Raw genomic sequence first — 24,737 nt, 5'->3', positions numbered from 1 at the left:
CTCAGTCTGCAACGGCCTTCGGCGTGTTGGGCCCGCTCTCCGGCAGCGCCGGCTTGGCGATGTACTCCTTCGGGAGCTCGCCCGTCAGCGACTTGAGCCAGACCACGATCTGATGGACCTGGGTCTCCACCAGATCCTTGCCGAGCTGGTGCTTCCCCATGAGCCGCACCGCCTCCTCCAGCGACGAGATCGACCCGTCGTGGAAGTACGGCGCCGTCGCGGCCACGTTGCGCAAGGTCGGCACCCGGAAGACCATGAAATCCGCCTGCTTCTTCGTGATCTCGAAGACGCCGCGGTCCATCGTGTCGGGCCACGACCGCACCAGGCCGAGCTTCTGGAACATCGTCGCCCCGACGTGCGGGCCGAAGTGGCACGTCACGCAGCCGACCTCGACGAAGGTGTTGAACCCCTCCTTCTCGGCGTTGGTCAGCGCGTCGCGCTCCCCCTCCAGGAACTGATCCCACCGCCCGCGCGTGAACAGCTTGCGCTCGAACGCGCCGATCGCCTTCGCCGTGTTGCCGACCGTCACGGGCCACGGGTCGTTCGGGAACGCCCTGCCGAACGCCTTCACGTAGTCGGGGATCGAGCGCAGCGTCGCCTCGAGCCGCACCGGCGTCATCGCCATCTCGCTCGGGTTCATCATCGGCCCGTTGGCCTGATCCTCGACGCTGTCGAAGCGCCCGTCCCACATGAGCGAGAAGAACCCCGCCGAGTTGTAGACGCTCGGCGTGTTGCGGCGGCCGCTCTGGTGGGCGTGCCCGATCGAGACCTTCGCGCCGTCGGCGCCGTAGCGGTCGAGCGGGTGGCACGAGTTGCACGAGAGGTCGTGGTTCTTCGAGAGCCGCGCGTCGTAGAAGAGCATCCGGCCGAGGTGGATCTTCTCGTCCGTGAGCGGGTTGCTCGAGGACGTGACGACCGCCGGCAGCGGGTTGAAGCTCGCGAGCCGCTCCGGATCGATCTGCACGGACGGCTCGGCCGGGGCCGCGGCGGTCGCCCCCGGCGCGGCCGCGGTCCCGGCCGGGGCCATGGGCGCGGCCGGCGCGGCGCCGGTCGCCGTGGAGGGCGCGGCCGCCGTCGTCTTCTGCACGAGCCAGGCGCCGACGCCGGCGCCCGTCGCGGCGACCAGCGCCGCCGCCGCCACGAGCGGGGCCGCCCTGCTGCGGGGGCGCGCGGCCGCGGGCGGCGGCTCGCCCGCCACGATGATCGTCTTCTGGAACGGCACGGAGGTGCCCGCGACCGTCCTCGACGAGGGCGGCCCGTCCGGCAGCCCGCGGATGACGGGGTTGCTGTGGCTCGAGTGCTGACCGCTCTGCCCGAGGTGCTGGCCGCTCTGGCTCAGGTGGTGGCCGCTCTGGCTCAGGTGGCCCTGGCCGCTCTGCGAGAACGCCGTGACGTGCTCGGGCCAGCTGCGGGGCGTGGCCACGGGCGTGGGCGGGCGGCGACCCGTGTGATCGCCGTGGTCCTGCCAGCTGCGGGGCGTGGCCACGGGGGTGGGCGGGCGGCGCGTCGGGTGATCGCCGTTGTCCGGCCAGCCGCGGGACGTGCCCCCGGGCGTGGGCGTGCGGGAGGTGTGGACGGGCGTGGGCGGGCGCCGCGTCGGCGCCTCGGGGTGCGCCGAGCGCGAGGGCGGCGGCATGTCGGCCTGCAGCGACTCGGGCAGCGGCTGCAGCATGTCCTCGCGGATCGAGAAGCCGTGCGGCAGGAGGATCCGGCACTCCTCGAGCATCTCCTCCGCGCTCTGGAAGCGCAGGTTCCTGTCGATCTGGAGCGCGCGGTGGACGATCTCGCCGACCTCGTAGGTGACCCAGGGCGCCAGGCTCTGGATGGGCGGCGCCGGCGTGGAACAGATCGCGACGATGAGCTCGCCGAGCCCGCGCGAGTTCCGGTAGGGGGTGCGGCCGGCGAGCATCTTGAAGAGGACGATGCCGAGCGACCAGAGGTCGGTCCGGCCGTCGACGTCCTTCATGTTGCGCGCCTGCTCGGGCGACATGTAGATGGGCGAGCCGATCAGGTTGCTCGTGGCCGTGAGCTCCTGGTGGGACTCGAAGCTGTCGTCCGCCTGGATCTTGGCGACGCCGAAGTCGAGGAGCTTGACCGCGTACTCCCCCCTGTCGCGCCGGGCCAGGAACAGGTTGGCGGGCTTGATGTCGCGGTGGAGGACGCGCGCGTCGTGCGCCTTGATGAGGCCCATGCACGCCTGGGCCACGATGCAGAGCGCGAGCTCGGGCGGCAGGGGGCCGAGCCGCCGGAGCATCTGGTCGACGTCCTCGCCGGAGAGGAGCTCCATCACCAGGAAGGGCAGGCCGGTGGCCCGGTCCCTGCCGCTATCGAGCACGCTCGCGATGTGCTCGCTCTCGATCGCGCCGGCGGCCCTGGCCTCGCGCTCGAAGCGGGCCATCACCGCGTCGTCCTGCGCGAGCTTGCTGGTGATCACCTTGACGGCGACGCGGCGGCCGGTGCCGAGGTGCCGTGCCTCGTAGACTGCCCCCATCCCGCCCTCGCCGAGCAGCCCGAGGATGAGGTACCGTTGATCGAGGGTGGTGTTGATCAGGTTGATGTCGGTCATGATCCGGTCGACCCGGTCGCCGCTCCGCTGCCGCGACCTTGCGCCCCGCATCGCATTGTCGGACGGAAGCTCCCGCTAGGCAATCTCGCGGTACGGGAGCGCCGGACGAGAGGTGTCCTAGCCCCGGTGTACGGGCGTGGGAGAGGGGCCCTGCGAAACTGCGGCGAAACAGTTGCGCGCCGGGCCCGGCCGTGTCTCCGGCGCGCCGCGGAGCGGCCGGAAGCGGCGCATCGCCGGCGTTCGCCGCGGGACGGCGCGACCCGGACGGAGCGCTGTCCAGCTCGCCATGGGATGGACACGACCCGGACGCAGCGCTGTTGCGCGGGCGCCGGGGAGGGCGTGGGGCCGTCGCGATCGGGCAAGGGCGATTGCTTCGTTAAGTTGTTTGTCGTTGGGTTAAGATCGTTGGTTATTTAAGGATCGCCGCGGCCGTCGCGCCCGAGGAGCGACGCGGTCGTGCTTTCAGGGATCGCCCGGGTCGCGCTTGGGGTCCGCGGCGGAGGGGCCCGGGGCGTCGCTGCCGAGCTCGCCGCCCGCGTGGGGCGAGCCGGCGCGCTCCCACGCGGCGTAGTCGCCGCTCGTGAGCAGCGGATCCTCGGGCAGGGCGTCCGGCTCGGCGGTGTCGAGGGCGGGGTCGAACGCCGGGTCGAGCAGCCGCGACAGATCGAAGCGCAGGAAGCGGCCGGCGAGGTGGGGGCCCTCGCTGACCCAGAGGACGCGCGCCGTCGCGTCCATGACGACCGCGTGCGTGGCGATGAGCGCGTCGATCGCGCGCCGGTCGCCGAGCGGCAGCGGCGCGCCGCCGGGGCCGCGCCGGTCGCGCAGGACATCGACGGCCGCCTCGACGGTCGCGCCCTCGGGCAGCGCCGCGAGCCGCTCGTCGAGGCGGCGGCGGCGCGCGTGGGTCGAGGTCTCGGCCTGGACGCGGAGGTTGCGCGGGTCGCCGGCGAGCGGCCCCTCGAAGTGGTTGGTGAGGGCGACCTTGCCGCGGCCGCGGCGCGCGTGGAGCTTCGCGCCGGGCGCCCGCTCGGCGATCGCCACCTCGCCGGCCGCGTCGACGAGCATCACGAGGTGGGAGACCATGGGGGCGCGCGCCTCGAGGAGCGCGAGCGCCTCGTCGACGCCGCGGGCGCGGCCGAGCACCTCGCGCATCGTGTGCACGACCGGCTCGCCGGCCGCGCGCGGCTCGCCGGCCCGCCCGCCGTGGACGACGAGCGCGAGGCCGGCGGCGTTCATCCCGGTCACCGCGCCGACGAGGCCGGGCCAGGCCACCGAGGCGTACGGGATCTTGCCCTGCTCGTGGACGAGGAACACCGCCTTGCCCAGGTCGAAGACGGGCCCGGCCTCGAAGTCGAAGTTGCGGGCGAGCACCGCGTGCCCGCCCGCCGACGCGGCCCCGGTGAGGGCGAAGCTCGTGCAGCCGATGAGCGGGGAGTGCTCGAACGAGAGCGCGATGTCGTAGAGCGACTGGAGGAAGACGAAGCGGTGGTACGTGGGGAGGACGCCGTCGAACGGGTCGGGCGAGAAGGCGCGGGCCTGGGCGGCGATCTCGCGCCGCGCGCCGTCGCTCATGCCCTCGTCGACGCCGCGGAACTCGAGGCGCGAGAGGTCCATGATGAGCCACCTGAGCGGGGCGACGGGCACGTAGCGGCGGAACTGCTCGTAGAGGGTGCCCTCGTTCTGGACCATCTCCGGGTAGAAGAGCCGGCCGTGCTGGTGGCCGATCTCCTCGGGCGTCCCGGCGAGGCGCGCCTCGAGGATGCGGCCGCGGCGGCGCGCGTAGGCGGGGCCGAGCACGCGCAGGCCCGCGGGACCTGCGGTGGGCTCGCCGGAGGCGGCGCGGATCGGCGGCGGCTCGATGCGGGTCGCGGCGGCGATGCCGAGGTGGGCGAGGACCGGCGCGGCGAGGAGCGCGGCGGCGGCGATGAGCTTGCGGCGATGGCGGGCGAGGCGCGAGGGCGAGCGGCGCGCGTCCGCGGTGGCGGCGGGGGTCGCGCTGGCGGCGGGAGCGGCGGGGGCGGCGCTGGCGGCGCTGCCCGTCGCTGCGCTGCCCGGCGCCGCGCCCGCGCTGGAGCCGGCTGGGTCCGTCACGCGTTCCAGAGCGCTGGCCCCGCGTCAGGGGGGCGCGGCCGTCGGCTGCGACGGGCGGGGGTCGATCTCGGCGGCGAGGGCGCTCGCCACGGCGGAGCGGCGCGGGGCCGGGGACGGCGTCGGCGCGGCGGGCACGTGGCGGAGGCCGCGCGTGAGCGCGAGCGTCGCCACCACGCGGCCCACGATCCGCGCCGGATCGCGCACGCTGTCGAAGTGGGTGAGCCGCTCGTCCTCGGGCGGGTAGATGACCCGGATCGGCACCTCGACGATGCGGACGCCGGCGGCGACGGCGCGCAGGAGGATCTCCGCCTCGAAGGCGTAGCCGTCGTCGCGCGCGCCGAGCGACAGCGTCGTCCGGAGCGGGTAGCGGCGCAGGCCGCACTGCGTGTCGGCGAAGGGGCGGCCGGCGAAGAGCGAGAGGAAGAAGTTCGAGATGCGGTTCGAGATCTGGTTGGCGCGCGGCGCGCCGGCCGACGCGAGATCCCGGATGCCGAGGACCAGCGCCTCGGGATCGGCGTCGGCCTCGACGAGGCGCCGCGCCTCCTCGGGCGGGTGCTGGCCGTCGGCGTCGATCGTGATCGCCACGTCGAAGCCGGCGGCGAGGGCGAACTCCATCCCGGTGCGCAGGGCGGCGCCTTTGCCCTGGTTCTCGGGGTGGATGAGCACGGTGGCGCCGGCCGAGCGCGCGCGCTCGGCCGTGCGGTCGCTCGAGCCGTCGTCCACGACGACGACCGCGCCGTCCAGGCCGTTCACCCGGAGCGCCTCCCGTGTGACGTCCCCCACGTTGCGCTCGGCCTGGTAGGCGGGAATGATGGCGCAGATCCGCATGCAGCAGAGCGCGATTACCATGGTGTGCCCTGGATGAACAGCGGCAGGCACGATCTGTCCGCTGCGTCCGCGTCGTCCCGTCCGAGCCTGCTCCGCCGAAGGCCCCAGTTCCGTCGCGTCTGGCTGAGCGAGATCGTCTCGCTCCTGGGCGACTGGATGAGCTTCGTCGCTGTGAGCCTGCTCGCGCTGGGCGGCGAGGGGGGCGGGGTGGTGGCGCTCGCGCTGGTGATGGTCGGGCATCACCTCCCGAACGCGCTGTTCGCGCCGGTGGCGGGCGTGCTCGCGGACCGGCTCGATCGGCGGTGGCTGCTGGTCGCGACGAGCGTGGCGCAGGGCGCGCTCACGGTCGCGATGCTCGGCGCCGCGGTGCTGGGCAGCGTGGCGGCGGTGCAGGTGCTCGTCTTCGTCCGCGCGTCGGTGGGGGCGCTGCGCCTGCCGGCGCAGAGCGCGGTCTTGCGCCACGTGGTCGCGGAGGACGAGCTTCTCGAGGCGAACGCGATCGCGTCGGCGACGTGGAGCGTGATGTTCGCGGTCGGGATGGCGGCCGGCGGTCTCATCGCGTCGCTCGGCCCCGCGGCGGCGCTCGCGCTCGACGCGGCGTCGTTCGGCCTGTCGGCGCTGTTCCTCTGGGGGCTGCCGCCGATGGTGGCCGAGGGGCGGCCGGAGGGCGGCGTGCTCTCGGCGCTCGCGTCGGTGCGCCGGGACATCGCGCTCGCGTGGAAGCACGCGTGGGATCGGCCGCCGCTGCTCGACGCGGTCCTCGCGAAGACGCCGGTCCACCTGGCGAACGGCGGGGCGCTGCTCTTGCTCAACCTCGTCGCGGCGGAGCGCGCGTTCGCGGGCACGGCCGCGCTCACGCTGGGGGTGCTCCAGTGCGTGCGCGGCGCCGGGACGGGGGTGGGCCCGCTGGTCGGCGTCGCGCTGGTGCGCCGCGGGCTGCGGGGCGAGCTCGCGGCGACCGGGGCCGCCTGGACGACGTTCGCGGCGATCGCGGCGTTCTCGGTGACGCAGCACGCGGCGGCGCTGATCGCGGTGGCGCTCGTGTGGGGGCTCGGCAGCGGCGCGAACTGGGTGCTGTCGAGCGCGGAGATCCAGCGGCTGTCGCCGGACCGGTTCGTCGGGCGGCTGTCGGCGATCGACAACCTGGTGCTCACGGTGGGGCTGTGCGCGACGTCGCTCGGCGGGGCGGTGCTCGTCGAGCGGGTCGGGGCGCCCGGGGTGGCGGCGTGGCTGGGGCTCGGGGCGGGGGTGCTCGCGTGGATCGGGTCGCAGTGGATGCTGCGCCGGCGGGCCGCGGCGGTGCGCGGGCGGGGCGCGGCGGAGGTCGCGGCGGAGCCGGAGGCGGTTTCCTTGCGGCCCGGGACGGAGCGCAGGTAGCTTGCCGTGTCGATGATCCCGGACGTGTGGGCGCCGCTGCGCGGTCTCTCGGTGGGCCGCTGCGACGATGAGGGCCTCATCAACGGAACGTGGTTGGCCGGCCTGGCTGGCGGCGGGCCGCCGCGGTTCGTGGTGCAGCGGGTGAGCCCGATCTTCGCCCCGGAGGTCCACGACGACATCGAGGCGGTGACCGCGCACCTGGCGTGCCGCGGCCTCGCGACGCCGCGGCTGCTGCGCGCGGAGGACGGCGCGCTCTGGGCGCGGGACGGCGCGGGCGCGGTGTGGCGGGTGATGGACTTCGTCCCCGGCCGCACGCACCACCGGGTCGGCTCGCCCGCGCTCGCGCGCGCGGCGGGGGCGCTGGTGGCGCGGTTCCACCGGGCGGTGGACGATCTCGAGCACGCGTACCGCCACGTGCGCGCCGGCGCGCACGACACGGCGCTGCACATGGAGCGGCTGGACGGCGCGGCGACCGGGGGGGAGGGGAGGCGGCTGGCCGACGCGATCCTCGACGCGTGGCGCACGTGGCAGGGGCGGCTGGACCTGCCGCTGCGGCACTGCCACGGCGACCTCAAGATCTCGAACCTGCGCTTCTCCGAGGCGGGGGAGGGGATCTGCCTGCTCGATCTGGACACGCTGGCGCTGCAGCCGATCGACGTGGAGCTCGGCGACGCGTGGCGGTCGTGGTGCAACCCGGTCGGGGAGGACGCGACCGACGCGCGGTTCGATCTGGAGGTGTTCGCCGCCGCGGCGGCGGGCTACCGCGAGGTGCGGCCGTTCGGCGCGGAGGAGCGGGAGGCGCTCGCGGACGCGGTGGAGCGGATCGCGCTGGAGCTCGCGGCGCGGTTCTGCCGGGACGCGTTCGAGGATCGGTACTTCGGCTGGGACCCGGCGCGGTTCCCGACGCGGGTCGCCCACAACCTGCAGCGGGCGGCGGGGCAGCTCGCGCTGGCGCGCTCGGCGCGGCGGCAGCGCGGGGAGATCGCGCGGCTGCTCGCGGGGGGGTGACACGGGTCCGTGGCCATCGGCCCGGACCTCGGCCGCGCCCCTCGGTGATCGCCCAGATCACCCGGGGGGTGATCTCCCGGATCACCCGAGCGCGCGCGCGGGGCCTCGTTCCCGCCCCGAGCCGACCTCGGTTCTGGTCGCGATTGAATTTGTTGGTCCTCACGGACGGGCACGGGCGCTGCAAGTTGCGGCGATACGAGCGGACCACGCAGGTCGCCATCGAAACCAGAGGAGGACGCATGGATTGGAGAGACGGTTGCGCAGTGCTGCTGACCTGGGCTTGCCTCGGCGCTCTCGGGGGGTGCATCACGGCGGCCGACGAGCTAGGAGGCGTGGAGGACACGACGAGCCAGGAGCTCGCCGAGGTGTCCTACAGCCCTGGCGCGGGGTGGAACCTCGTGTGGTCGGACGAGTTCGAAGGCTCGAGCCTGAACACGGCGAACTGGAACGTGCTCACGAGCAACTACGATCCGGTCACCAACAACTGCAACTTTGGCACCGGAGAGCTCGAGTACCCGCGCGCCGCGAACGTCGCCGTCCGCGATGGCAAGCTGATCCTCTCCGCGCAGCGCACGAGCGACAACCCGGCCGCGCCCCAGTGTACCGGGTACGGCGGGCGCTCCTTCTATTCCGGTCGCATCCACACGAAGGGCAAGGTCGAGCGGCGGTACGGCAAGATCTCCGCGAGCATCAAGGTGCCCTCCGGCTACGGGATGTGGCCGGCGTTCTGGACGCTGGGAGCCAACATCGACTCTGGCGCCAACGCGTGGCCGCGCTCGGGCGAGATCGACATCCTCGAATGGAGGTCCACCGAGCCCACCTGGATGCAGTCCGCGGTCCACTGGTGGAACGGCGGGCAGGCGGACTGGGGGACCGGGGCGAACCGCGGCGCGAGCCTCGCCGACTCCTTCCACGTCTACGAGGTCGAGTGGTCGTCGAGCAGCATGATCTTCCGGCTCGACGGCAACATCGTGGCCAATAACACGTACTACCACAACGAGACGGAGCTCCAGCAGAACCACTACATCCTCTTGAACCTCGCCATCGGGGGCAACTGGTACGGCAACCCGAGCCCCGCGAGCATCGATCTGCCGTCGGGCACCACGAAGACCATGGAGGTCGAGTGGGTGCGCTGGTACCAGCAGGGCGGCGGCGGCGGCGGCGGCGGCGGTGGTGGCGGTTCGAGCGGCATCTCGCTCACCAACCCGAGCTTCGAGTCCGGGATGACCGGCTGGACCAACTGGAGCCCGAACGGCACCGGGGCAGCGGGCTTCAGCGAGACGTATAGCGGCGCGCAGTCCGGCTCTTACCACCTCACCCACTGGACCAATGGCTCTCCGTTCGAGGTGTGGACGTACCAGACGCGCTCGGGGCTCGCGGCGGGCGACTACAAGGTCCGAGCGTGGGTAAAGAAAGGCGGCAGCTACGATTTCAGCCGGCTCCAGGCCAAGACGTGCGGATCGTGCTCGCCCACCTACACGACGATCGGGACCTACGGGGCCTGGACGCAGATCGAGACGCCGGTCATCCATGTCACCGGCGGTTACCTGGAGTTCGGCTTCCACACGAAGGCCACCTCCGGCAACCCGGCCAATTTCATCCACATGGATAGCGTCGAGCTGATCCGCCTCTGACGCCCAGCGCTGCCGTCACACGTTCGCCACGGCGTAGGTCATCACCGGCTGCACGCGGCCTTTGACCGTGATCTCGCTGATCGGGCGTGTGTTGAAGCGATCATGCACGAGGCGGTGCGTGTCCTCGCTGAGGAGCACGCTCACGCCGAGCTCCTTGGTCGCGCTCTCCAGGCGCGAGGCGAGGTTCACGGCGTCGCCGATGACCGTGTACTCCATCCGCGCTTCGCTGCCGATGTTGCCCGCGACGACCTCGCCGGTGTGGATCCCGACGCCGGTCTTCAGCGCCGGGATGCCGCGCTCGGCGAGGCGCTCGTTGAAGCGCGCGAGCGCGGCGCGCATGCGGATGGCCGCGCGCACGGCGCGCACGGCGTCGTCCGGCCTGGGGACGGGCGCGCCGAACACCGCCATGATCGCGTCGCCGATGTACTTGTCGACGACCCCGCCCTCGTCGAGGATGATGGCCACCATCTCGGTGAAATACTCGTTCAGGAGCCCCACGAGCTCATGGGCGTTCATCTTCTCGCTGATGGTCGTGAAGCTCCGGATATCGCAGAAGAGGATCGAGACGGTGAGCGTCTCGCCGCCGAGCTGCACCTTGCCGGCGAGCAGGTGCTCGAGCACGGACTCGGTCATGTACTTGCCGAAGGTGCTGCGGAGCTTGTCGCGCTCCTTGAGGCCGTCGACCATCGAGTTGAAGCCGGCCGCGAGGTCCTCCAGCTCGTCGCCGGTCTTCACCCCCTCCACGTGGACGTACTGCTGTTGCTCGAGCTGCTTGAGCGCGACGTTCACGCGGGAGAGCGCGCGCGACATCGTGGTCGCGAGGCGCGCGCCGAGGATCAGCGAGACGAGCGCCGCGAGGGTGAGCACGCCGGCCGCGAGCATCAGGTTCTGGCGCACGATCTTCCGGACGTCGCTCACGTCGAGCGCCATGACGATCGAGAAATCGCCGGCCTTGCCCCGGAGCGATCGGGGCGCGAAGCGGGAGAGGGCCCACAGCGAGCTCGCGTCCTCGACGATCGTGGGGTGGGTCTCGTCGCCGATGGAGGCGCCCTGGAGCAGCTCGGTCGGGAAACGCGCCGTGCCGGTGATCCGCTTGCCCGACGGATCGACCAGCGCGATCTCCACGCCGAGCTTCGTCGCTGCTTCGTCGAAGTAGGTGTGGTCGATGGGGATGCAGGCGAGGAGCGAGCCGGCGTCGCCCCTCGCGCGCTGGGCGGTGATGTACGCGGGCGGCGCGCCTTGCTGTCGCTCGCAGCCGTGGACGAGCACGTCCCGGAGGTCCTCCATCTCGTCGAGGTTCGAGAGGCCCTCGGCGAGCCCGGGGACCTCGTCCGTGCTCGCCGGCGGCGCGTCGAGCCCGCGCGCTGCGACGAGGTCGCCGAGCTCGTCGAAGGCGGCGATGGCGACGTTGGGATGAGCGGCGGTGACGGCCTCGAGCGCCGTACCCACGGCCGCGTCGTCGCGCAGCCGGAGGCCGTCGACGAGCTCGCGCGTGCGGGAGGCCTGGCGCGCGCTCGTCGAGATGGAGCGCTGCTGCTGCCGGAGCTCCAGCCGGAAGTTGCGGATCGCCTGCGGGACGCGCTCGCTGATCTGCGCCAGGAGCTGCCGGTGCATCACCCAGGACAGCACGGGGAGGGCCGCGAGGGTCGCGAGCGACGAGAGCGCGACGAGGACGGTGAGCTTGGCGCGAACGGTGCCGAGGCGGAACATGAAGGCGCTCATCAAAGCAAAGTCCGCTGCGGGGGGACAGCGCGTCGTCCGGGGAGGCGGTCGCCGGCTGCGGGGGAGAGCGACGCACGATCGATGTCGTCGACGGTAAGGCCGACAACCGCGCTGTGTTGTGCGATTGGCTCGTACTCATCGGCATCGAGCGCGAGGGGGCGGGGGGCTCTGCGGGGGCGCTCGTGCCAAGCCTGACCTCGCCGTCGTCGACGCCAGCAGTGACACCGTCCGCGTGCGATTCAACGGCTGCATCCCATACCACCGCCACGCCTTTACACGTTCTGTCGTGCGTGACGCCCGGTTCGGCGCGCGCGGCTGGGGCCGACCCAGCATCAGCGCTGCCCGGCAAAGCCCCACCCGGGTCCTGCTCGGCCATCTCTGCCGATCTTGCTCCCTGCCGCCGGCTGGCGGCGGGCATGTCGGACATGGGCCGGTGCGGTCGCCGAGCGAGCGGCGGGCATGCTGGCATATGGGCGGGCCCTGGCCGGGCGGGCGGCAGGCGTGGGGAAACATGGGCCAGCGCCTCGCCGAGCAGGCTGCGGGCATGTCGGCACATGGCCAGTGCCTGGCCGAGCAGGCGGCGGGCATGTCGAGACATGGGCCGGTGCCTGGCCGAGCAGGCGCCGGGCATGTCGGCACATGGCCAGTGCCTGGCCGAGCAGGCGGCGGGCATGTCGAGACATGGGCCGGTGCCTGGCCGAGCAGGCGGCGGGCATGTCGAGACATGGGCCGGTGCCTGGCCGAGCAGGCGCCGGCCATGTCGGCACATCGTCCGGTGCCTGGCCGAGCAGGCGGCGGGCATGTCGGCACATGGGCCGGTGCCTGCCGCGCAGGACCCCGCCCATGTCGCCCGTGTGATGCGTGCTACAAATCCGGGTCGGCGACCACGATCGGCTCCGCGGGCGTCGGCTCGACCGGCGCCGCGGGCTGGTCGGGCGCCGCAGGACCGCCCGGCGCCGCGCGCCCGCGCGCCGCCCGCTCCCGGTCGGCGTTCAGCTTGTCGACGTACGCGAACAGCCGCGCCTCATGGTCCGCCGGCAGCTTGCTGCCCTCTTCCTGGATCTCGTCCCGGAGCGCCTCCCTGAACCGCCCCAGCAGCCCAACCACCGCGCCCCGCAGCGGCCCCGTGGCCGCCGCGTTCTCCCCTGTCGCGAGCAGCGTCGCGCGCCTGCGCAGGAGCTTGTCGATCTCGTCCCCGGCCGCGACGAACGCCTTCACCCACTCGTGCAGGCTCCCCCCGCCGGGCGTGGCCACGGCCTTCAGCTCCGCCTTGAGCCGGGTCAGCTCGGGCCGGTTGTCGAGCGCCGCCGACGCCTCGTCCGCGTAGGGCGCGCGCAGCACGTCGAGCCCCGGGACGAACGCCTGCTGCGCGGCGGCGGCCGCCGCCTTCACCTCCGTCGCCAGCGAGGGGTGCGCCTCGACGGCCTTGCAGAGGAAGAAGATGGCCGCCCCGAGGCCGTCGTGCCGGACGTCGGCCTCGGAGAGCTCCCGGGCGAGGGGCGCCTGCGTGCCCGCGGCGTCGGGGATCGCGTCGATCTCCTTCTGCCTCGCCCGGAGCCGCGGCTCGTACAGCCTGCCCGTGGCCGAGAGCCGCAGCTCCTCGACCCTCTCGTCGAGCAGGTCGCGCAGCGCGAGCTTCAGGTCTCCTATCGTGAGATTGCGCAAGGTCACCTCCGTAATGGCGTGGTTCGCTCGCCCCGTGAGGCACCGGCGGCCGAGAGAAGCGAGCTGCGGGTTATTGCCGGAGCATGGCACGCTATCCGAGTCGGCAGCGGTTGAGTAGACGAATCCGGTCGCCCGGTGGAGGCACGAGGGAGGAGGCGCGGAAATCGTGCTGCGGATCAGGCGATGAGGGCGTGTTCATGGCGCTGCCTCGCGCCGACAAGATTTTGTCATTGCTATTTGAATGCTCGATTGTTTCCCTCGCCGCCGCGGAGGGTAGCAATGGGATCCGGGTGGGTGAAATGGGTGTGGCGGTGGTGCGCGAGCTGCGTTGTCTTGCTCGTGGCGGTGAGCGTGCCTCTCGACGCGTGGGCTCAGGCGCTCACGTTGCGCCGGATGGGCGAGCCCCTTCGCGCGCGGCTCAGCGGCGCTCGCGCCGGCGCCGAGATGGCAGCTGCGCTCGCCGGCGACGCTGCCACCGTCGCCCTCGCGACGCCAGGTGGGGCCTCCGAGAACCCCGAGAACCGCGCCGGGGTACCGATCGCCGCCCTTCCGGCGGACGTTCGCGCGACCGGCGCCGGCCAGGGTGCGGACCCATGGGTCCTGTTCGACGGCCGCGCTGACACCGGACTCCACAGCGACACCGGCGAGGTGATGCGGGTCCGGGTCTCGTTCCCGCAGCCGACCGCGCTCGACGCGCTCGCGCTGTACGGGCGCATCGATGGCGCGCTCACGGTCTATGCGGAGCATGGCACCGGGCTTCAGGCGGTGTCCGGCCTCGTCGACGTACCGCTCCATGACACGGGCGAGCGCTGGACTCGCTTTCCCATCGCCATCACGGCGCAGCGACTCGTGATCGAGTGGCTCCCTTCGGGCGAGCGCGGGCCGCAGGAGCTCGTGTTCTGGACCGCCGGCGCGCCCACGCGCAGCCTGGCGGAGGTGGAGCTGGCCGATCGCGTGCTCGCGGGGAAGCTGGCGGGCGCCTACGCGTTCCCGGCGATATCCGATCGGGCGGCGGTGACGCGCACGGGCGGTGAGCAGTCGCTGACGTTTCACATGGACACCGATCCACGGGCGCTCGCGCGCGCGTTCCTCGTCTATGAGCTCGAGGGCCGCGGGCACTGGTCGAGCGTGAGCCGGCAGCTGAACGGCGGAGCGCCGCGCGGCGGATTCCGGGCGGAGGCGCCAGCGACGGGAGGGCTTCAGGTCGAGGAGATCGCGCCCGCGTGGCTGAAGCGCGGCGACAACGTCGTGCGATTCCGCCCTCAGGCGGACATCGAGCACGGATTCACCGTGAGCGCGCTCCGGGTGGTCGGGATCCCGCATGCCGGCGTGTACGAGGCGCGCGCCGCCTCGCGATCGGCCGGGGGCGAGCGCGCGCGTCGCGATGAGCCGCTCAGCATCGATTTCGGCGCGCCCGCGGCCCCGCACGCGCTCCTGTTCCAGCTGACCGCCGCGGGCGCCGGGGATATCGAGATCGCGCCCGGCGCGGGGGCGAACGGGTTGCGCTTCGACCTGAAGGATCTCTCGCCGGGCTGGCACCGCCTCGACCTCCCGGTCCAATCGACCTGGTCAGAGACGGCCTCTGTGCAAATCCGGCCAGCGAAGGGGAGCCGCGCCGAGGTATCGGACGTCGCCGTGGCGGCCATCCTCATCCCGTCCCGCGCCCCGCGGATCGCGCTGAGCACGCCGCTGCACAGCGAGTGCACCGACGGGAGAGCGTACGTGCGCGGGTTCCTCGACCCCCCCGGCGAGGGCACGCCGCGAGCGCGGCTCTTCGCCGATGCAGCGCCGGTGGAGCTAGGGGACGACGGCAGCTTCGAGCTCACCCTGCCGGAGCCCGAAGGCGCCCGTCATCGATCGTGGAGGGCGCACCTCGAGGCGCGGCTCGAGGACGGCACGCGCCTCGGTCGAGCGGTGGAGCTCGGCCCGTGCGCCGAAAGCGCCGCGGCGAGCGCGGCGCCGGGCGGGCTCGTCGTGGATGAGGGCGCCCCATACGGCGCGGTGGTGAGCCCGGAGCAGGGCGGCGTGCTCTCGTTCGCGGGCGCAACGATCGAGGTCCCGCCGGGAGCGCTGGAAGAGGCGACGCGCATCACGATCCGGCCGCTGATGCCCGTCCAGGTGCAGCCGATGGGGCGCGCGATGCGCAACGTGACGCCCGAGGAGCGCGCGTTCCGCTTCGGCCCGCACGGCCTCAGGTTCAAGAAGCCGGTGAAGCTGACGCTCCCCATCGACGGCGAGCGCCTCCCGGACGGCGCCGGCGCGAGGGACGTCTTCGGCTTCTACTTCGATGAGACGGCGAAGCAGTGGACCAAGCTCGGGCGCGCCGACGAGGGCCGCGCCCGCGAGCTCACGAGCCTGACGGACCACTTCACCGACTTCGTCAACGCGACGATCGCCATGCCGGACCAGCCGGGGGCGCAGTCGTTCGATCCCAACGCCATGAAGGGGATCGAGCTCGCGAGCCCGTCGGCCGGCGTGTCGTTCATCGAGCCGCCGGAGGCGAACAGCCGGGGCACGGCGCAGCTGGCGTACCCGATCGAGGTGCCGCCGGGCCGGCACGGCCTCGAGCCGGAGCTCGCCGTCACGTACGAGAGCGAGCTGAGCAATGGCTGGCTCGGCGTGGGCTGGGACCTGCGCCTCTCCGCGATCGAGATCGACACGCGCTTCGGCGTCCCGCGCTACACGGGCGACGAGCTCTACACGCTCGACGGCCAGATGCTCCGGGCCGTCCCCGATCAGCCGGGCCGGTATGAACGGCGCGTCGAGGGCGCGTTCGATCGCATCGAACGCCTCGGGGCCGATCCCCAAAGCTATCACTGGGTGGTCACGGACAAGAACGGCACCCGGTACATCTATGGCGAGAGCGAGGGCGCGCGCCTTGCGGACCCGTCGGGCGACGCCGGGATCTTCCGCTGGAACCTCGAGCGGGTGGAGGACACCTTCGGCAACCGGATGCGCGTCTCGTACTTCGAGGACGCGCCCGACAGCGAGGAGTGGGTGCAGCTCTATCCGCAGCGGATCGACTACACGGAGCACGCGAGCGGCTTCCCTGACGCGCACTACCACGTGCTCTTCATCCTGGACGACGGCGCGCAGCGGAGAGACATCCTCAGCTCGGCGCGCGCGGGCTTCGAGGTGCGAACGACGCGGAGGCTGGAGCGCGTCGACGTGACCATGGGCGAGGTGCCCGGCGCCGAGGAGATCATCCGGAGCTACCACTTCGCCTACCATGAGCCCGACGCGCGGCATTATTCCAAGTCGCTCCTCAAGAGCATCGCTCTCCACGGGAATGGCGGCGCCGAGCAGCTCTACGATCATACGTTCGAGTACTTCGGTCTGGAGCAGCGGGACGGCAGGCTTCAGGTCTTCTCCGCCCCGACCGAGTGGAGCCGTCCGGCGGAAGGGCGCGACGGCCTCGGGGCGACGAGCTCGATCGAAGGAGGGCTCAACGCGTTCGTCGGCGCGGGACCGCCGGTCTGCGATCCGCACGGCGGGTTGGGCGTCGGCGTCTCGTTCGGCATGGACGAGGAGGAGGTCGCCTTCACCGACATCAACGGCGACGGGCTCCCGGACTTTGTGGGGAGCAACGGGGTCTGGCTGAACGCGCTCCCGGATCGGTCGAGCCCGAACGCGTTCTCCCCGGAGAGCGCCGGCAGCACGCACCAGATCACGGCCAGCCTGCAGGGGGCAATCCACTTCTTCCAGGAGCTCGGGGGCGCCGGGATCAACCAGGCCTGGACGACGGCCACCGCGCAGCGCGTGCTGCTCGACATCAACGGGGACGGCTTCCCGGAGCTGTTCGGTCGGAGCGGGGCGACGCTGAACCCGAACAACGCGCGGCTCGGGTCGGGCGCAAGCGGCGCCGGCTTCACCGTCGACGAGGATTTCAGCGATGGTGAGCAGGTCGCGCAGCTCGGCAAGGCGTTCTACCGGACCAGCCCGCTGGTGAAGTGGACGCCGCCATTGGATGGCATCGTCGTCATCGACGGCGGCGTGTCGCTGGCCGGCGGCGGCGTGGGAGACGGGGTGACGGCGTCGATCACGAAGGCGATGTGGGCGCCGCGGCCGGGCGACCTGGGGCATCACGAGCGCCAGCTGCTCTGGCAACGAGAGATCGGGCCGAGCGATGCGGCGTGTGTTCCCGAGGGCGAGGGAGGTTGCGGGAACGGCATCCAGGTCCGCGTCCGTCCGATGGATGCGCTCTATTTCCGGGTGGATCCGAAGGACGACATCGAGGGTGACAGCACGCGCTGGAACCCGCGCATCCGCTACACGGAGCGCTGCACGTCGGCGACCTGCGTGCCGATCTTCGGGCCCGACCTGAGGCGCCGCGACGCGCTCGGGCGTCCGCTGTACGTCTACACCTTCGCGGACGACTTCTCGGTGCTGGACCGGAGCGTGCCGGGCTGGGCCGCGGGCGCGGACGGGCAGGTCACGGTGCAGGCGAGCTTCGTCAGGACCGACGCGGACGATGCGTTCGACGTGCGGCTCGTGCGCCGGGACGTCGATTCGGGGGAGCGGGTCGAGCTTCACCGCACGACGGTCTCGGGAGCGCAGCTGAGCACCGAGATCGCCTGGCCTGTCGCGGTGCTCCAGGGAGACCTCCTGTTCCTGTACGCCGAGCTGAGCGACAACAAGGTCGACCCGTCGCGCGTCCAGTACCAGGGGTTCGCCAGGTACACCGAGGTGTGCGGCCACGACGCGGATCCGGGGAGGTGCCGCGCGGTCGAGGCGTGCGCGGAGAGGCCCGGCGCGCCCTCCGGAAGGAGGGAGTGCAGGCTCGAAGCGTTGCCGGGCGATGGCGGGCCGATCTCGGTGCCCGAGGCGTCGATCGTCGCGCCGGTGCAGCTGAGCGACAGCGGGCTCGGCGGGGCGCCGCTGGACCTGGCGCGGCTGATCGTGCCCGAGAGCGGGACGGTCCGCCTGATCGGCGCCGTCTCCAAGGACGAGACGCAAGGGCCGGTGAGCCTGCGGGTGGATCGGGGGAGCGAGCGGCTGTTCCGGGAGCTGCTCGGAGGGGCGGCGATCTCGCCGGCCCGGAGCGTGCCTGATCCGAGCGATCCGGTGGTGTTCCCGGTGCAGGCGGGCGACGAGCTCGCGTTCACGAAGTTCTTCGAGCTCGAAGAGGACCTGGGCCCTGCCGTACCCGAGCCCGGAGCGCTGGTGTCGTGGCTGCCGCAGCTCGTGTTCGACGAGACGGGCACCGTGCTCGACGTGCCGACGGTGAACGCGCGGGTGACGCCGGACGGGCAGCTGGACGCCCGCATGGTGGGCGGGTTCCGGGGCTTCAGCTACGGCGAGTGGACGACGGAGTATCCGTTCGACGACAACCAGATCAACAAGCGGCCTGAGGAGAACAAGCCGCCTTACTTCACGCGCGTCGAGCCGCACTGGGAGGGCTACCACGCGGGCTGGTCGCCGGAGGACGCCGGCTTCCCGCTCGTGGGCAGCATCAGCGGCCCGGTGTTCCGCGGCGCGGGCGCGGACATGTACATCGCGGCCGGGGAGCTCAAGCCGTCGCGCGTCGGCGGGGTCAGGCCGGAAGATGTCGCCAATGTGCCGGGGCTGCGCAAGAGCCACAGCAGCTCGACCTCGCAGGATGTCGCGTTGCTCGGGACATTCCAGGTGACGACCGGGACGACGGCGTCGAAGCTGGAGCTGATCGACGTCAACGGCGACGGGCGGCCGGACGCGGTCACGCAGGGCAGCGTGCGCGTGCAGACGTGCGGAGGCGGCCGGTGTGACGGACAGCAGCCGGGGGAGTATGGCGACCTGACGCTCGATGGGCCGGGGGACTTCCGGGAGTCCGAGAACGCGAGCGCGCGGTTCGGGTTCGGCTTCGGGTCCGCGGCATCGTCGCTCGCGGACAAGATCAAGGCGAGCGGGAAGACCTCGGCGGTGCTCAGCGTGCTGCCTTCGCTGGGCAAGAGCTGGGGCACGTCGCAGACGACGCGCGACCTCCTGGACGTCAACGGCGACGGGCTCCCGGACAAGGTGAGGAGCGAGGGCGGCGTGCTCTACGCGCGCCTGAACCTCGGCTACCGCTTCGCGGACGAGCGTGCCTGGGCGGTGCTCGATCCGAGCGGGGATCCGTTCGCGCCCCTGCCGGAGGTCGAAGGGGATCCGCTCACCGCGCTGAGCCGGGTCTGGTCCGCGGCGCAGCTCGCGTCGGTGCGGGTGCAGGACAACACGACGAACAGCCTTCAGGTGGGCTACGCGGGGATCGGCGGCGGCATCGCGCACACGGTGAGCCGGACGCTGGCCGACTTCGTGGATCTGAACGGCGACGGGCTGCCCGACCGGGTGAGCAAGCAGCCTGGACAGGATTACTACCGGGTGCGGCTGAACCTCGGGGACGGCTTTGGACCGGAGGAGAAGTGGAGCGCGCCGGCGGTGAGCGGCGGCCTGCCATGGGGCGTTGCGCTGGAGAAGGACTTCACGAAGGAGATCAACGGCAGCAACGACGCGCTGTCGTTCTCGGAGACGACGGCGTTCAACGCGGGCTACGGCGTGCCGCTCAAGATCACGACGCCGTACGTGTGCATCGTCGTCGAGATCGCGGCGCAGGTCGGGTTGAACGACGGTCGGACGGAGCTCGGCTGGGACGACCTGGACGGCGACGGGACGGTCGATCACGTGCTGAAGCTGAGCGACGGGATGCTGCGCGAGAGCGACGGTGCGCTGCGGGCGCGGCTGAACCTGAAGGGCAAGACCAACCGGCTGCGGCGCGTGGTCCGGCCGCTTGGCGGCAGCTTCCAGCTGGACTATGCCCGCGAGGGCAACAGGGTGGCGTATGCGAGCAGCCCGGACGAGCTGAGCGTGGACATGCCCGGCAGCAAGTGGGTGCTGTCGCGGGTCGAGGTGGACGACGGCATGGGCACGCCGGCGTATGTCCACACGTTCGATTACCACCAGAGCGGGTTCTACGACCGCGCGGAGCGCGAAGACTACGGCTTCGCGCAGGTGACTGCGACGCGCGAGGACGGCTCGCAGATCGTCACGCGGTACCACAACCAGGACTATTACCGCCGCGGGCTGGTGAGGGAGGTGATCGAGCAGGACGCCGAGGGGCGGCTGTTCAGCCGGCAGCAGGTCGCGTACCGCGCGCCCGGGGCGTTGCCGACGCTGACGGGCTCATTCTTCCCCGAGGAAGAGCTGCGGACGACGTCCTGGTACGAGGGGAAGACCACGGACCCGAGCGCGCCTGGCAAGCAGGCGAGCGAGGAGCGCGACTGGGACGACCGCGGCAACCTGATGCAGCTGACGGAGCACGGCGAGCCAGGCACGCTGGACGACGATGTCACGACCACGATCCACTACGTGACGTACGACGGGCCGCACATCGTGCGGGCGGACAGCGTCGAGGCGCGCGACAGCGCGGGCACGCTGCTGCGCAAGCGCACCGCCGTGTACAACGAGACGACCGGCGCGGTGGCGTCGATCACGAGCACGGTGATCGGCGGCAAGGAGCCGGCGACGGGCGCGCCGTACACGGGTGACGCGTCGACGAATCCAACGTGGGAATTCTCGCACGACACGTACGGCAATCTCGAGGAGGCGATCGACCCGCGGGGCTTCACGCTCACGTATGAGTACGACGATGTCGCGGAGACGTACCTCGTTCGGGTGAGCGATTCGTTCGGTTCTTCCTCGGAGAGATCACCGGATTACCGCTACGGCGCGATCAGCGCGGTTCAGGACGTCAACGGCCACGAGGTGCACTACGATTACGACGCGTTCGGCCGGCTGACCGAGGTGTTCGGCCCGAACGACGCGCCCACGGCGGCGGAGGCGACGATCGCGTTCGAGTATGCGCTCCAGCCGGGGGCGAGCCCGCCTGTGCCGGCGTGGGCGCGCACGCGGCACAAGGACGTGCAGCACCCGGGCGATCCGATCGACACGGTGACGTTCATCGATGGGCTCGATCGGGTGATCCAGACGAAAAAGGACCTCGAGAAGGATCAGGGCCCGGGGGCGGATCCGATCGTGGGCATGACCGTGAGCGGGCGGGTGGTGCTCGACGAGCGGGGGCGCGTCGCGCTGCAAGGACAGCCGGTGTTCGACACGGGCCAGGGGACGGCGTTCGTGGACGTGCCGCTGAAGAACGCGACGGTGTTCGAGTACGACGTGCTCTCGCGCGTGATCGAGCAGCGAGAGCCGGACGACGAGGCCGGCGAGGCGGTGACCACGACGGGCTACGACATCGAGGAGCTCGATGGCGTGGCGATGTTCGTCGCGACGGAGATCGACCCGAACGGGAAGGTGCGGAAGGCGTACCAGGACGTGGACAACGCGATCGTGGCGGTCGAGGAGCGCAATCGGCTGCACGGAGCGGAGGCGTGGACCACGCTGGTGACGCGGTACGGGTACAACGCGGTGGATGAGCTCGTGCGGGTGACCGATGCGCGCGGGAATGTCACGACCGCGGAGTACGACACGGTGGGGCGGATGGTGGCGCTGACCAGCCCGGACATGGGCCGTACGGAGTGGCGTTACGACCTGTCGGGCAACGTCGGCGCGCGGCAGACGGCGAAACTGGCGGCGGAAGGTGCGAGCAAGCTGATCCGGTACGAGTACGCGTTCAACCGGCTCGCGCGGGTGGATTACCCGGACTCGACGGACGTGACGTACGTGTACGGCGCGCCGGACGAGGCGGGCGACGAGCACGGCAACCGGGCCGGACGGCTCGTCGAGGAGCAGAGCGAGGCGGGGAAGAGGACGTTTGCGTACGACCGGCTCGGGAACGTCGCGCAGCTGACGACCGAGTTCCCCCGGATCCGCGAGCCGCACCGGGGGCCGTACGAGGCGACGATGGAGTACGCGTTCGACGCGTTCGGGCGGCTCCTGTCGATGAAGTTCCCCGGTTCCGGCGCGGAGGTGGTGACGTACGGCTACGACCGGGGCGGTCTGGTCCGGTCGGCGGTCGGGACGAACACCCAGCCGAACCCGCAGCACCCGGACGAGCCGGCGACGACGCAGTACCTGCTGCACATCGGCTACGACGAGTTCGAGCAGCGGGTGCGCGTGGTGCACGGCAACGGCATCTCGACGTCGTACAAGTACTTCGAGAAGTCGCGGCGGCTTCAGGAGATCAACGCCGACCACCGCGACCGATTCCTCGTGGAACGAGGGTTGCCGGCGAGGCCGTTCCAGCGGATGCGATATGCGTACGACGCCGCGGGCAACCTGGAGCAGGTGCGGAACGAGGCGCCGTACGACCAGGAGATGCCGGGCTCGGTGCTGGTCGGGCCGACGACGCACGACTACGGGTACGACGACCTTTATCAGCTGACCTCGGCGAGCGGGACGTACCAGGACCGGAGGGATTGGCAGTACCGGTACCGGCTGTCGTTCGACTTCGACGAGATCGGCAACATCCTGACGAAGGACCAGGCGAGCTACCGCTTCGTGCCGGATGGCAGCGGCGGATGGCGCGAGGACCATGCGATCCGCGAGCAGACGTACCGGTCGGTGTACCAGTACACGGGTCCGCAGCCGCACGCGCCCAGGCACATCGACGAGCACCTCGTGGCGGAGTCGATGCCGTGGCCGCGGGTGATGAGCTACGACGCCAGCGGCAACCAGACCGGCTGGGTCTACCGGGACGCGACGCGGCGCACGACGGCGTGGAACGAGGAGAACCGCGTCTCCCGGGTGAGCCAAAACGGGCAGGAGCTGTCACGCGTGCTCTACGACGGCGACGGCGAGCGGCGGGTGCACCTGCACCGCATCAGCGGCGAGGAGGAGACGGCCTACCACGACCAGCACCTGACGCTGCGGGACGGGCGGTTCATCACCAAGCACATCTACGCGGGGCAGACGCGCATCGCGAGCAAGATGGACCCGGACTGGTTCCGGGACCCGCCGACGATCTACTACCACCCGGACCACCTGGGCAGCACGAGCTTCGCGTCGAACAACGAGCAGACGCTGACGCAGCGGGACGAGTACTTCCCGACCGGCGAGCTGTGGATCGACGCGTCGGACTCGCGGTACGAGCTGCGGCGAGCGTACGTGTTTACCGGCAAGGAGCTCGACCAGGCGACGGGGCTCTACTACTTCGGGGCGCGGTACTACGACCCGCGGATCAATGTGTGGCTGAGCCCGGACCCGATCCTGGACGAGTACATGGCGGGAGGGTCGGGCGCGGGGGTGTTCAACCCGGGAAACCTGGGGCTGTACAGCTACACGCTGAACAACCCGGTCAATCTTGTCGATCCCGATGGGCGGCAGGCGTTTGGTGGACACCGGAACTTCCCGCCCGGTGGCGTCGGGATGGGGGGCTGCCGGAGCCCGAGCTGCTGGACCGGGCCCGAGGGCGCTCGCTTTCATCAGATGATGCAGATGCAGCGCATGGCGGAGCAGCGGGCGCAGGGCAAGATGCCCACAAGCCCGGCGGCGGCTCCTCCTCGGACGGTGCGCATGGGCGGCGCGAACCAGCAGCCGGTGCCGCCGCCGCGGCCTGCGGGCCAGCAGCAGACGGCGGCGCAGCCGGCGCAGGCAGCGCAGCCGGCGAAGCCCCCGCAGGCGGCACAGCCGGCGAAGCCGCCGGAGCCGACGAAACCCGCTGGTCCCAGCGCTTCGACAGGATCTCGGCAAGCCTCCAGCGCGAAGCTTGTGGATCGGGCAAGAGCTGCGCGCGACGCGAAGGCTGCGGAGGTTGGGGGCTTGCGCTCACCTGCCCGGCCGGCGACAGTCACCGGCGGGTACAACAAAGAAACGGGAAAAGTCGAAACAGGATGCTCAGGCGGCGGCCTCTGCGCCGAACAGCGTGTTGTCGAGGCACTCGGAGGAGATCCAAGCAAAGTAAAATTCACAGAAGCCGTGCGCCCACGAGCTGACGGACCTCCGTACAAGCAGGTCCCAGTATGCACAAAATGTGAATCTCGATACGGTCGCGGAGCGTTTCCAGAGGGAACCCAATTCAAGAGTGATCAAGGGAAATGACATGATATGGGAGATTGAGCGTCATGATTGGTCAAAGCTACATGCTGAAGGCAGTGCATCTCAGATACCGCATGCCATCCGAGAGCTTCAGGCTGCCGCCACCGAACCGGAGGCGCTCGCTGCATACTGGAAGATCGATAATACGATTGTCGTACAGGGACAGGTCTACCAGGCGGCCCTTGCCGCGGTGCCATGCCTGTTAGGTGTTCTTCTGCGATGCACCGATGCTGCTCGTCGGCATGTGCTAGAGCTCCTCGTCCAAATCGGCAGCGGAGAGGTGGCGGCGTGCGAGATCGAGCTTGGTGAGGCAGATCTTGTTCAGCGATGCTTGCGAGAAATCGCCAGGGGATTGCCAATCTATGTCGATATAATTGAGCGCACGATGAATGTTGATGAGTGCGCGCTTTGCGTTGATCTTTTGGGTCTCTCATGTAGGGCTGATTGCGGCCTTCGAGAGAGGGTATTGTGGTACTTTGAACGGGTTCGTGTTAACGCCTCGTCCGAGGGGACGCAGAGGCTGATTCGTAGCTGGATGGAGGAGCTGAATGCAGAGTTCGTTCACTCTGATTGACTTCGATGTCAGCCTGTCGATCGCACTCCGATGGACGGGGCGGTGATTTCGACTCCTTCGGGCGGCTGCTGTCGATGAAGTTCCCCGGTTCCGGCGCGGAGGTGGTGACGTACGGCTACGACCGAGGCGGCCTGGTCCGGTCGGCGGTCGGGACGAACACCCAGCCGAACCCGCAGCACCCGGACGAGCCGGCGACGACGCAGTACCTGCTGCACATCGGCTACGACGAGTTCGAGCAGCGGGTGCGCGTGGTGCACGGCAACGGCATCGCGACGTCGTACAGGTACTTCGAGAAGTCGCGGCGGCTGGAGCAGAACAACGCCGACCC

Annotated in this window: 10 protein-coding genes; 5 read left to right on the top strand and 5 right to left on the bottom strand. The window is 71.1% G+C overall.

Annotation, left to right across the window (positions count from 1 at the left end):
- Nucleotide 1: 1 nt before the first annotated feature.
- The 3 genes from WMF33_RS39560 to WMF33_RS39550 all read right to left on the bottom strand — a co-directional run bounded on the left by WMF33_RS39560 (nt 2) and on the right by WMF33_RS39550 (nt 5,506).
- Entirely contained in the window at nt 2–2,617 is a 2,616-nt protein-coding gene (locus WMF33_RS39560; protein WP_437333454.1) for a cytochrome c peroxidase, read from the bottom strand.
- A 411-nt stretch (nt 2,618–3,028) separates the two neighbouring features.
- Nucleotides 3,029–4,657: a C45 family autoproteolytic acyltransferase/hydolase gene (locus tag WMF33_RS39555; protein WP_437333453.1), complete on the bottom strand. Its 1,629-nt coding sequence runs from the start codon at nt 4,655–4,657 to the stop codon at nt 3,029–3,031.
- 24 nt (nt 4,658–4,681) lie between these two features.
- Nucleotides 4,682–5,506 carry a glycosyltransferase family 2 protein gene (locus tag WMF33_RS39550; RefSeq protein WP_437333452.1) on the bottom strand — a complete coding sequence of 275 codons (825 nt, stop codon included), beginning with the start codon at nt 5,504–5,506 and terminating at the stop codon, nt 4,682–4,684.
- 12 nt (nt 5,507–5,518) lie between these two features.
- On the opposite strand from WMF33_RS39550, the gene WMF33_RS39545 reads away from it, so the two are divergent.
- The 3 genes from WMF33_RS39545 (at nt 5,519) to WMF33_RS39535 (ending at nt 9,504) form a co-directional block, all read left to right on the top strand.
- Nucleotides 5,519–6,862, top strand: coding sequence for an MFS transporter (locus tag WMF33_RS39545; RefSeq protein ID WP_437333451.1), 1,344 nt, complete (start codon nt 5,519–5,521; stop codon nt 6,860–6,862).
- Between the two features lie 12 nt (nt 6,863–6,874).
- Nucleotides 6,875–7,870 (top strand): phosphotransferase enzyme family protein, encoded by a 996-nt coding sequence (locus WMF33_RS39540; RefSeq protein WP_437339562.1) that lies wholly within the window; start codon nt 6,875–6,877, stop codon nt 7,868–7,870.
- A gap of 239 nt (nt 7,871–8,109) precedes the next feature.
- Complete coding sequence (locus WMF33_RS39535) at nt 8,110–9,504, top strand: glycoside hydrolase family 16 protein (protein ID WP_437333450.1); 1,395 nt, start codon at nt 8,110–8,112, stop codon at nt 9,502–9,504.
- Between the two features lie 15 nt (nt 9,505–9,519).
- Here WMF33_RS39535 and WMF33_RS39530 read toward each other — a convergent pair whose 3' ends face one another.
- A complete protein-coding gene (locus tag WMF33_RS39530; RefSeq protein WP_437333449.1) occupies nt 9,520–11,226 on the bottom strand; it encodes an adenylate/guanylate cyclase domain-containing protein in 1,707 nt (568 codons plus the stop codon).
- 864 nt (nt 11,227–12,090) lie between these two features.
- Nucleotides 12,091–12,897, bottom strand: a complete 807-nt coding sequence (locus WMF33_RS39525; RefSeq protein ID WP_437333448.1) for a hypothetical protein — start codon at nt 12,895–12,897, stop codon at nt 12,091–12,093.
- Between the two features lie 339 nt (nt 12,898–13,236).
- On the opposite strand from WMF33_RS39525, the gene WMF33_RS39520 reads away from it, so the two are divergent.
- On the top strand, nt 13,237–23,838 hold the full coding sequence (locus tag WMF33_RS39520) for a SpvB/TcaC N-terminal domain-containing protein (RefSeq protein WP_437333447.1): 10,602 nt from the start codon (nt 13,237–13,239) through the stop codon (nt 23,836–23,838).
- On the top strand, nt 23,771–24,409 hold the full coding sequence (locus WMF33_RS39515; RefSeq protein WP_437333446.1) for a hypothetical protein: 639 nt from the start codon (nt 23,771–23,773) through the stop codon (nt 24,407–24,409). The genes WMF33_RS39520 and WMF33_RS39515 overlap by 68 nt, the downstream gene beginning before the upstream one ends.
- The last annotated feature ends 328 nt before the right edge of the window (nt 24,410–24,737 follow it).

The organism is Sorangium sp. So ce394 (genome assembly GCF_051474665.1).
Taxonomy (GTDB): Bacteria; Myxococcota_A; Polyangia; order Polyangiales; family Polyangiaceae; genus Sorangium; species Sorangium cellulosum_D.
This window is presented reverse-complemented; position numbering and strand designations above follow the sequence as displayed.

Excerpts from the sequence above, each read along its gene's own strand:
- WMF33_RS39560 (WP_437333454.1), bottom strand. The coding sequence starts at position 2,617 with ATGCGGGGCGCAAGGTCGCGGCAGCGGAGCGGCGACCGGGTCGACCGG.
- WMF33_RS39545 (WP_437333451.1), top strand. The coding sequence starts at position 5,519 with ATGAACAGCGGCAGGCACGATCTGTCCGCTGCGTCCGCGTCGTCCCGT.
- WMF33_RS39550 (WP_437333452.1), bottom strand. The coding sequence starts at position 5,506 with ATGGTAATCGCGCTCTGCTGCATGCGGATCTGCGCCATCATTCCCGCC.
- WMF33_RS39540 (WP_437339562.1), top strand. The coding sequence starts at position 6,875 with ATGATCCCGGACGTGTGGGCGCCGCTGCGCGGTCTCTCGGTGGGCCGC.
- WMF33_RS39535 (WP_437333450.1), top strand. The coding sequence starts at position 8,110 with ATGGATTGGAGAGACGGTTGCGCAGTGCTGCTGACCTGGGCTTGCCTC.
- WMF33_RS39530 (WP_437333449.1), bottom strand. The coding sequence starts at position 11,226 with ATGAGCGCCTTCATGTTCCGCCTCGGCACCGTTCGCGCCAAGCTCACC.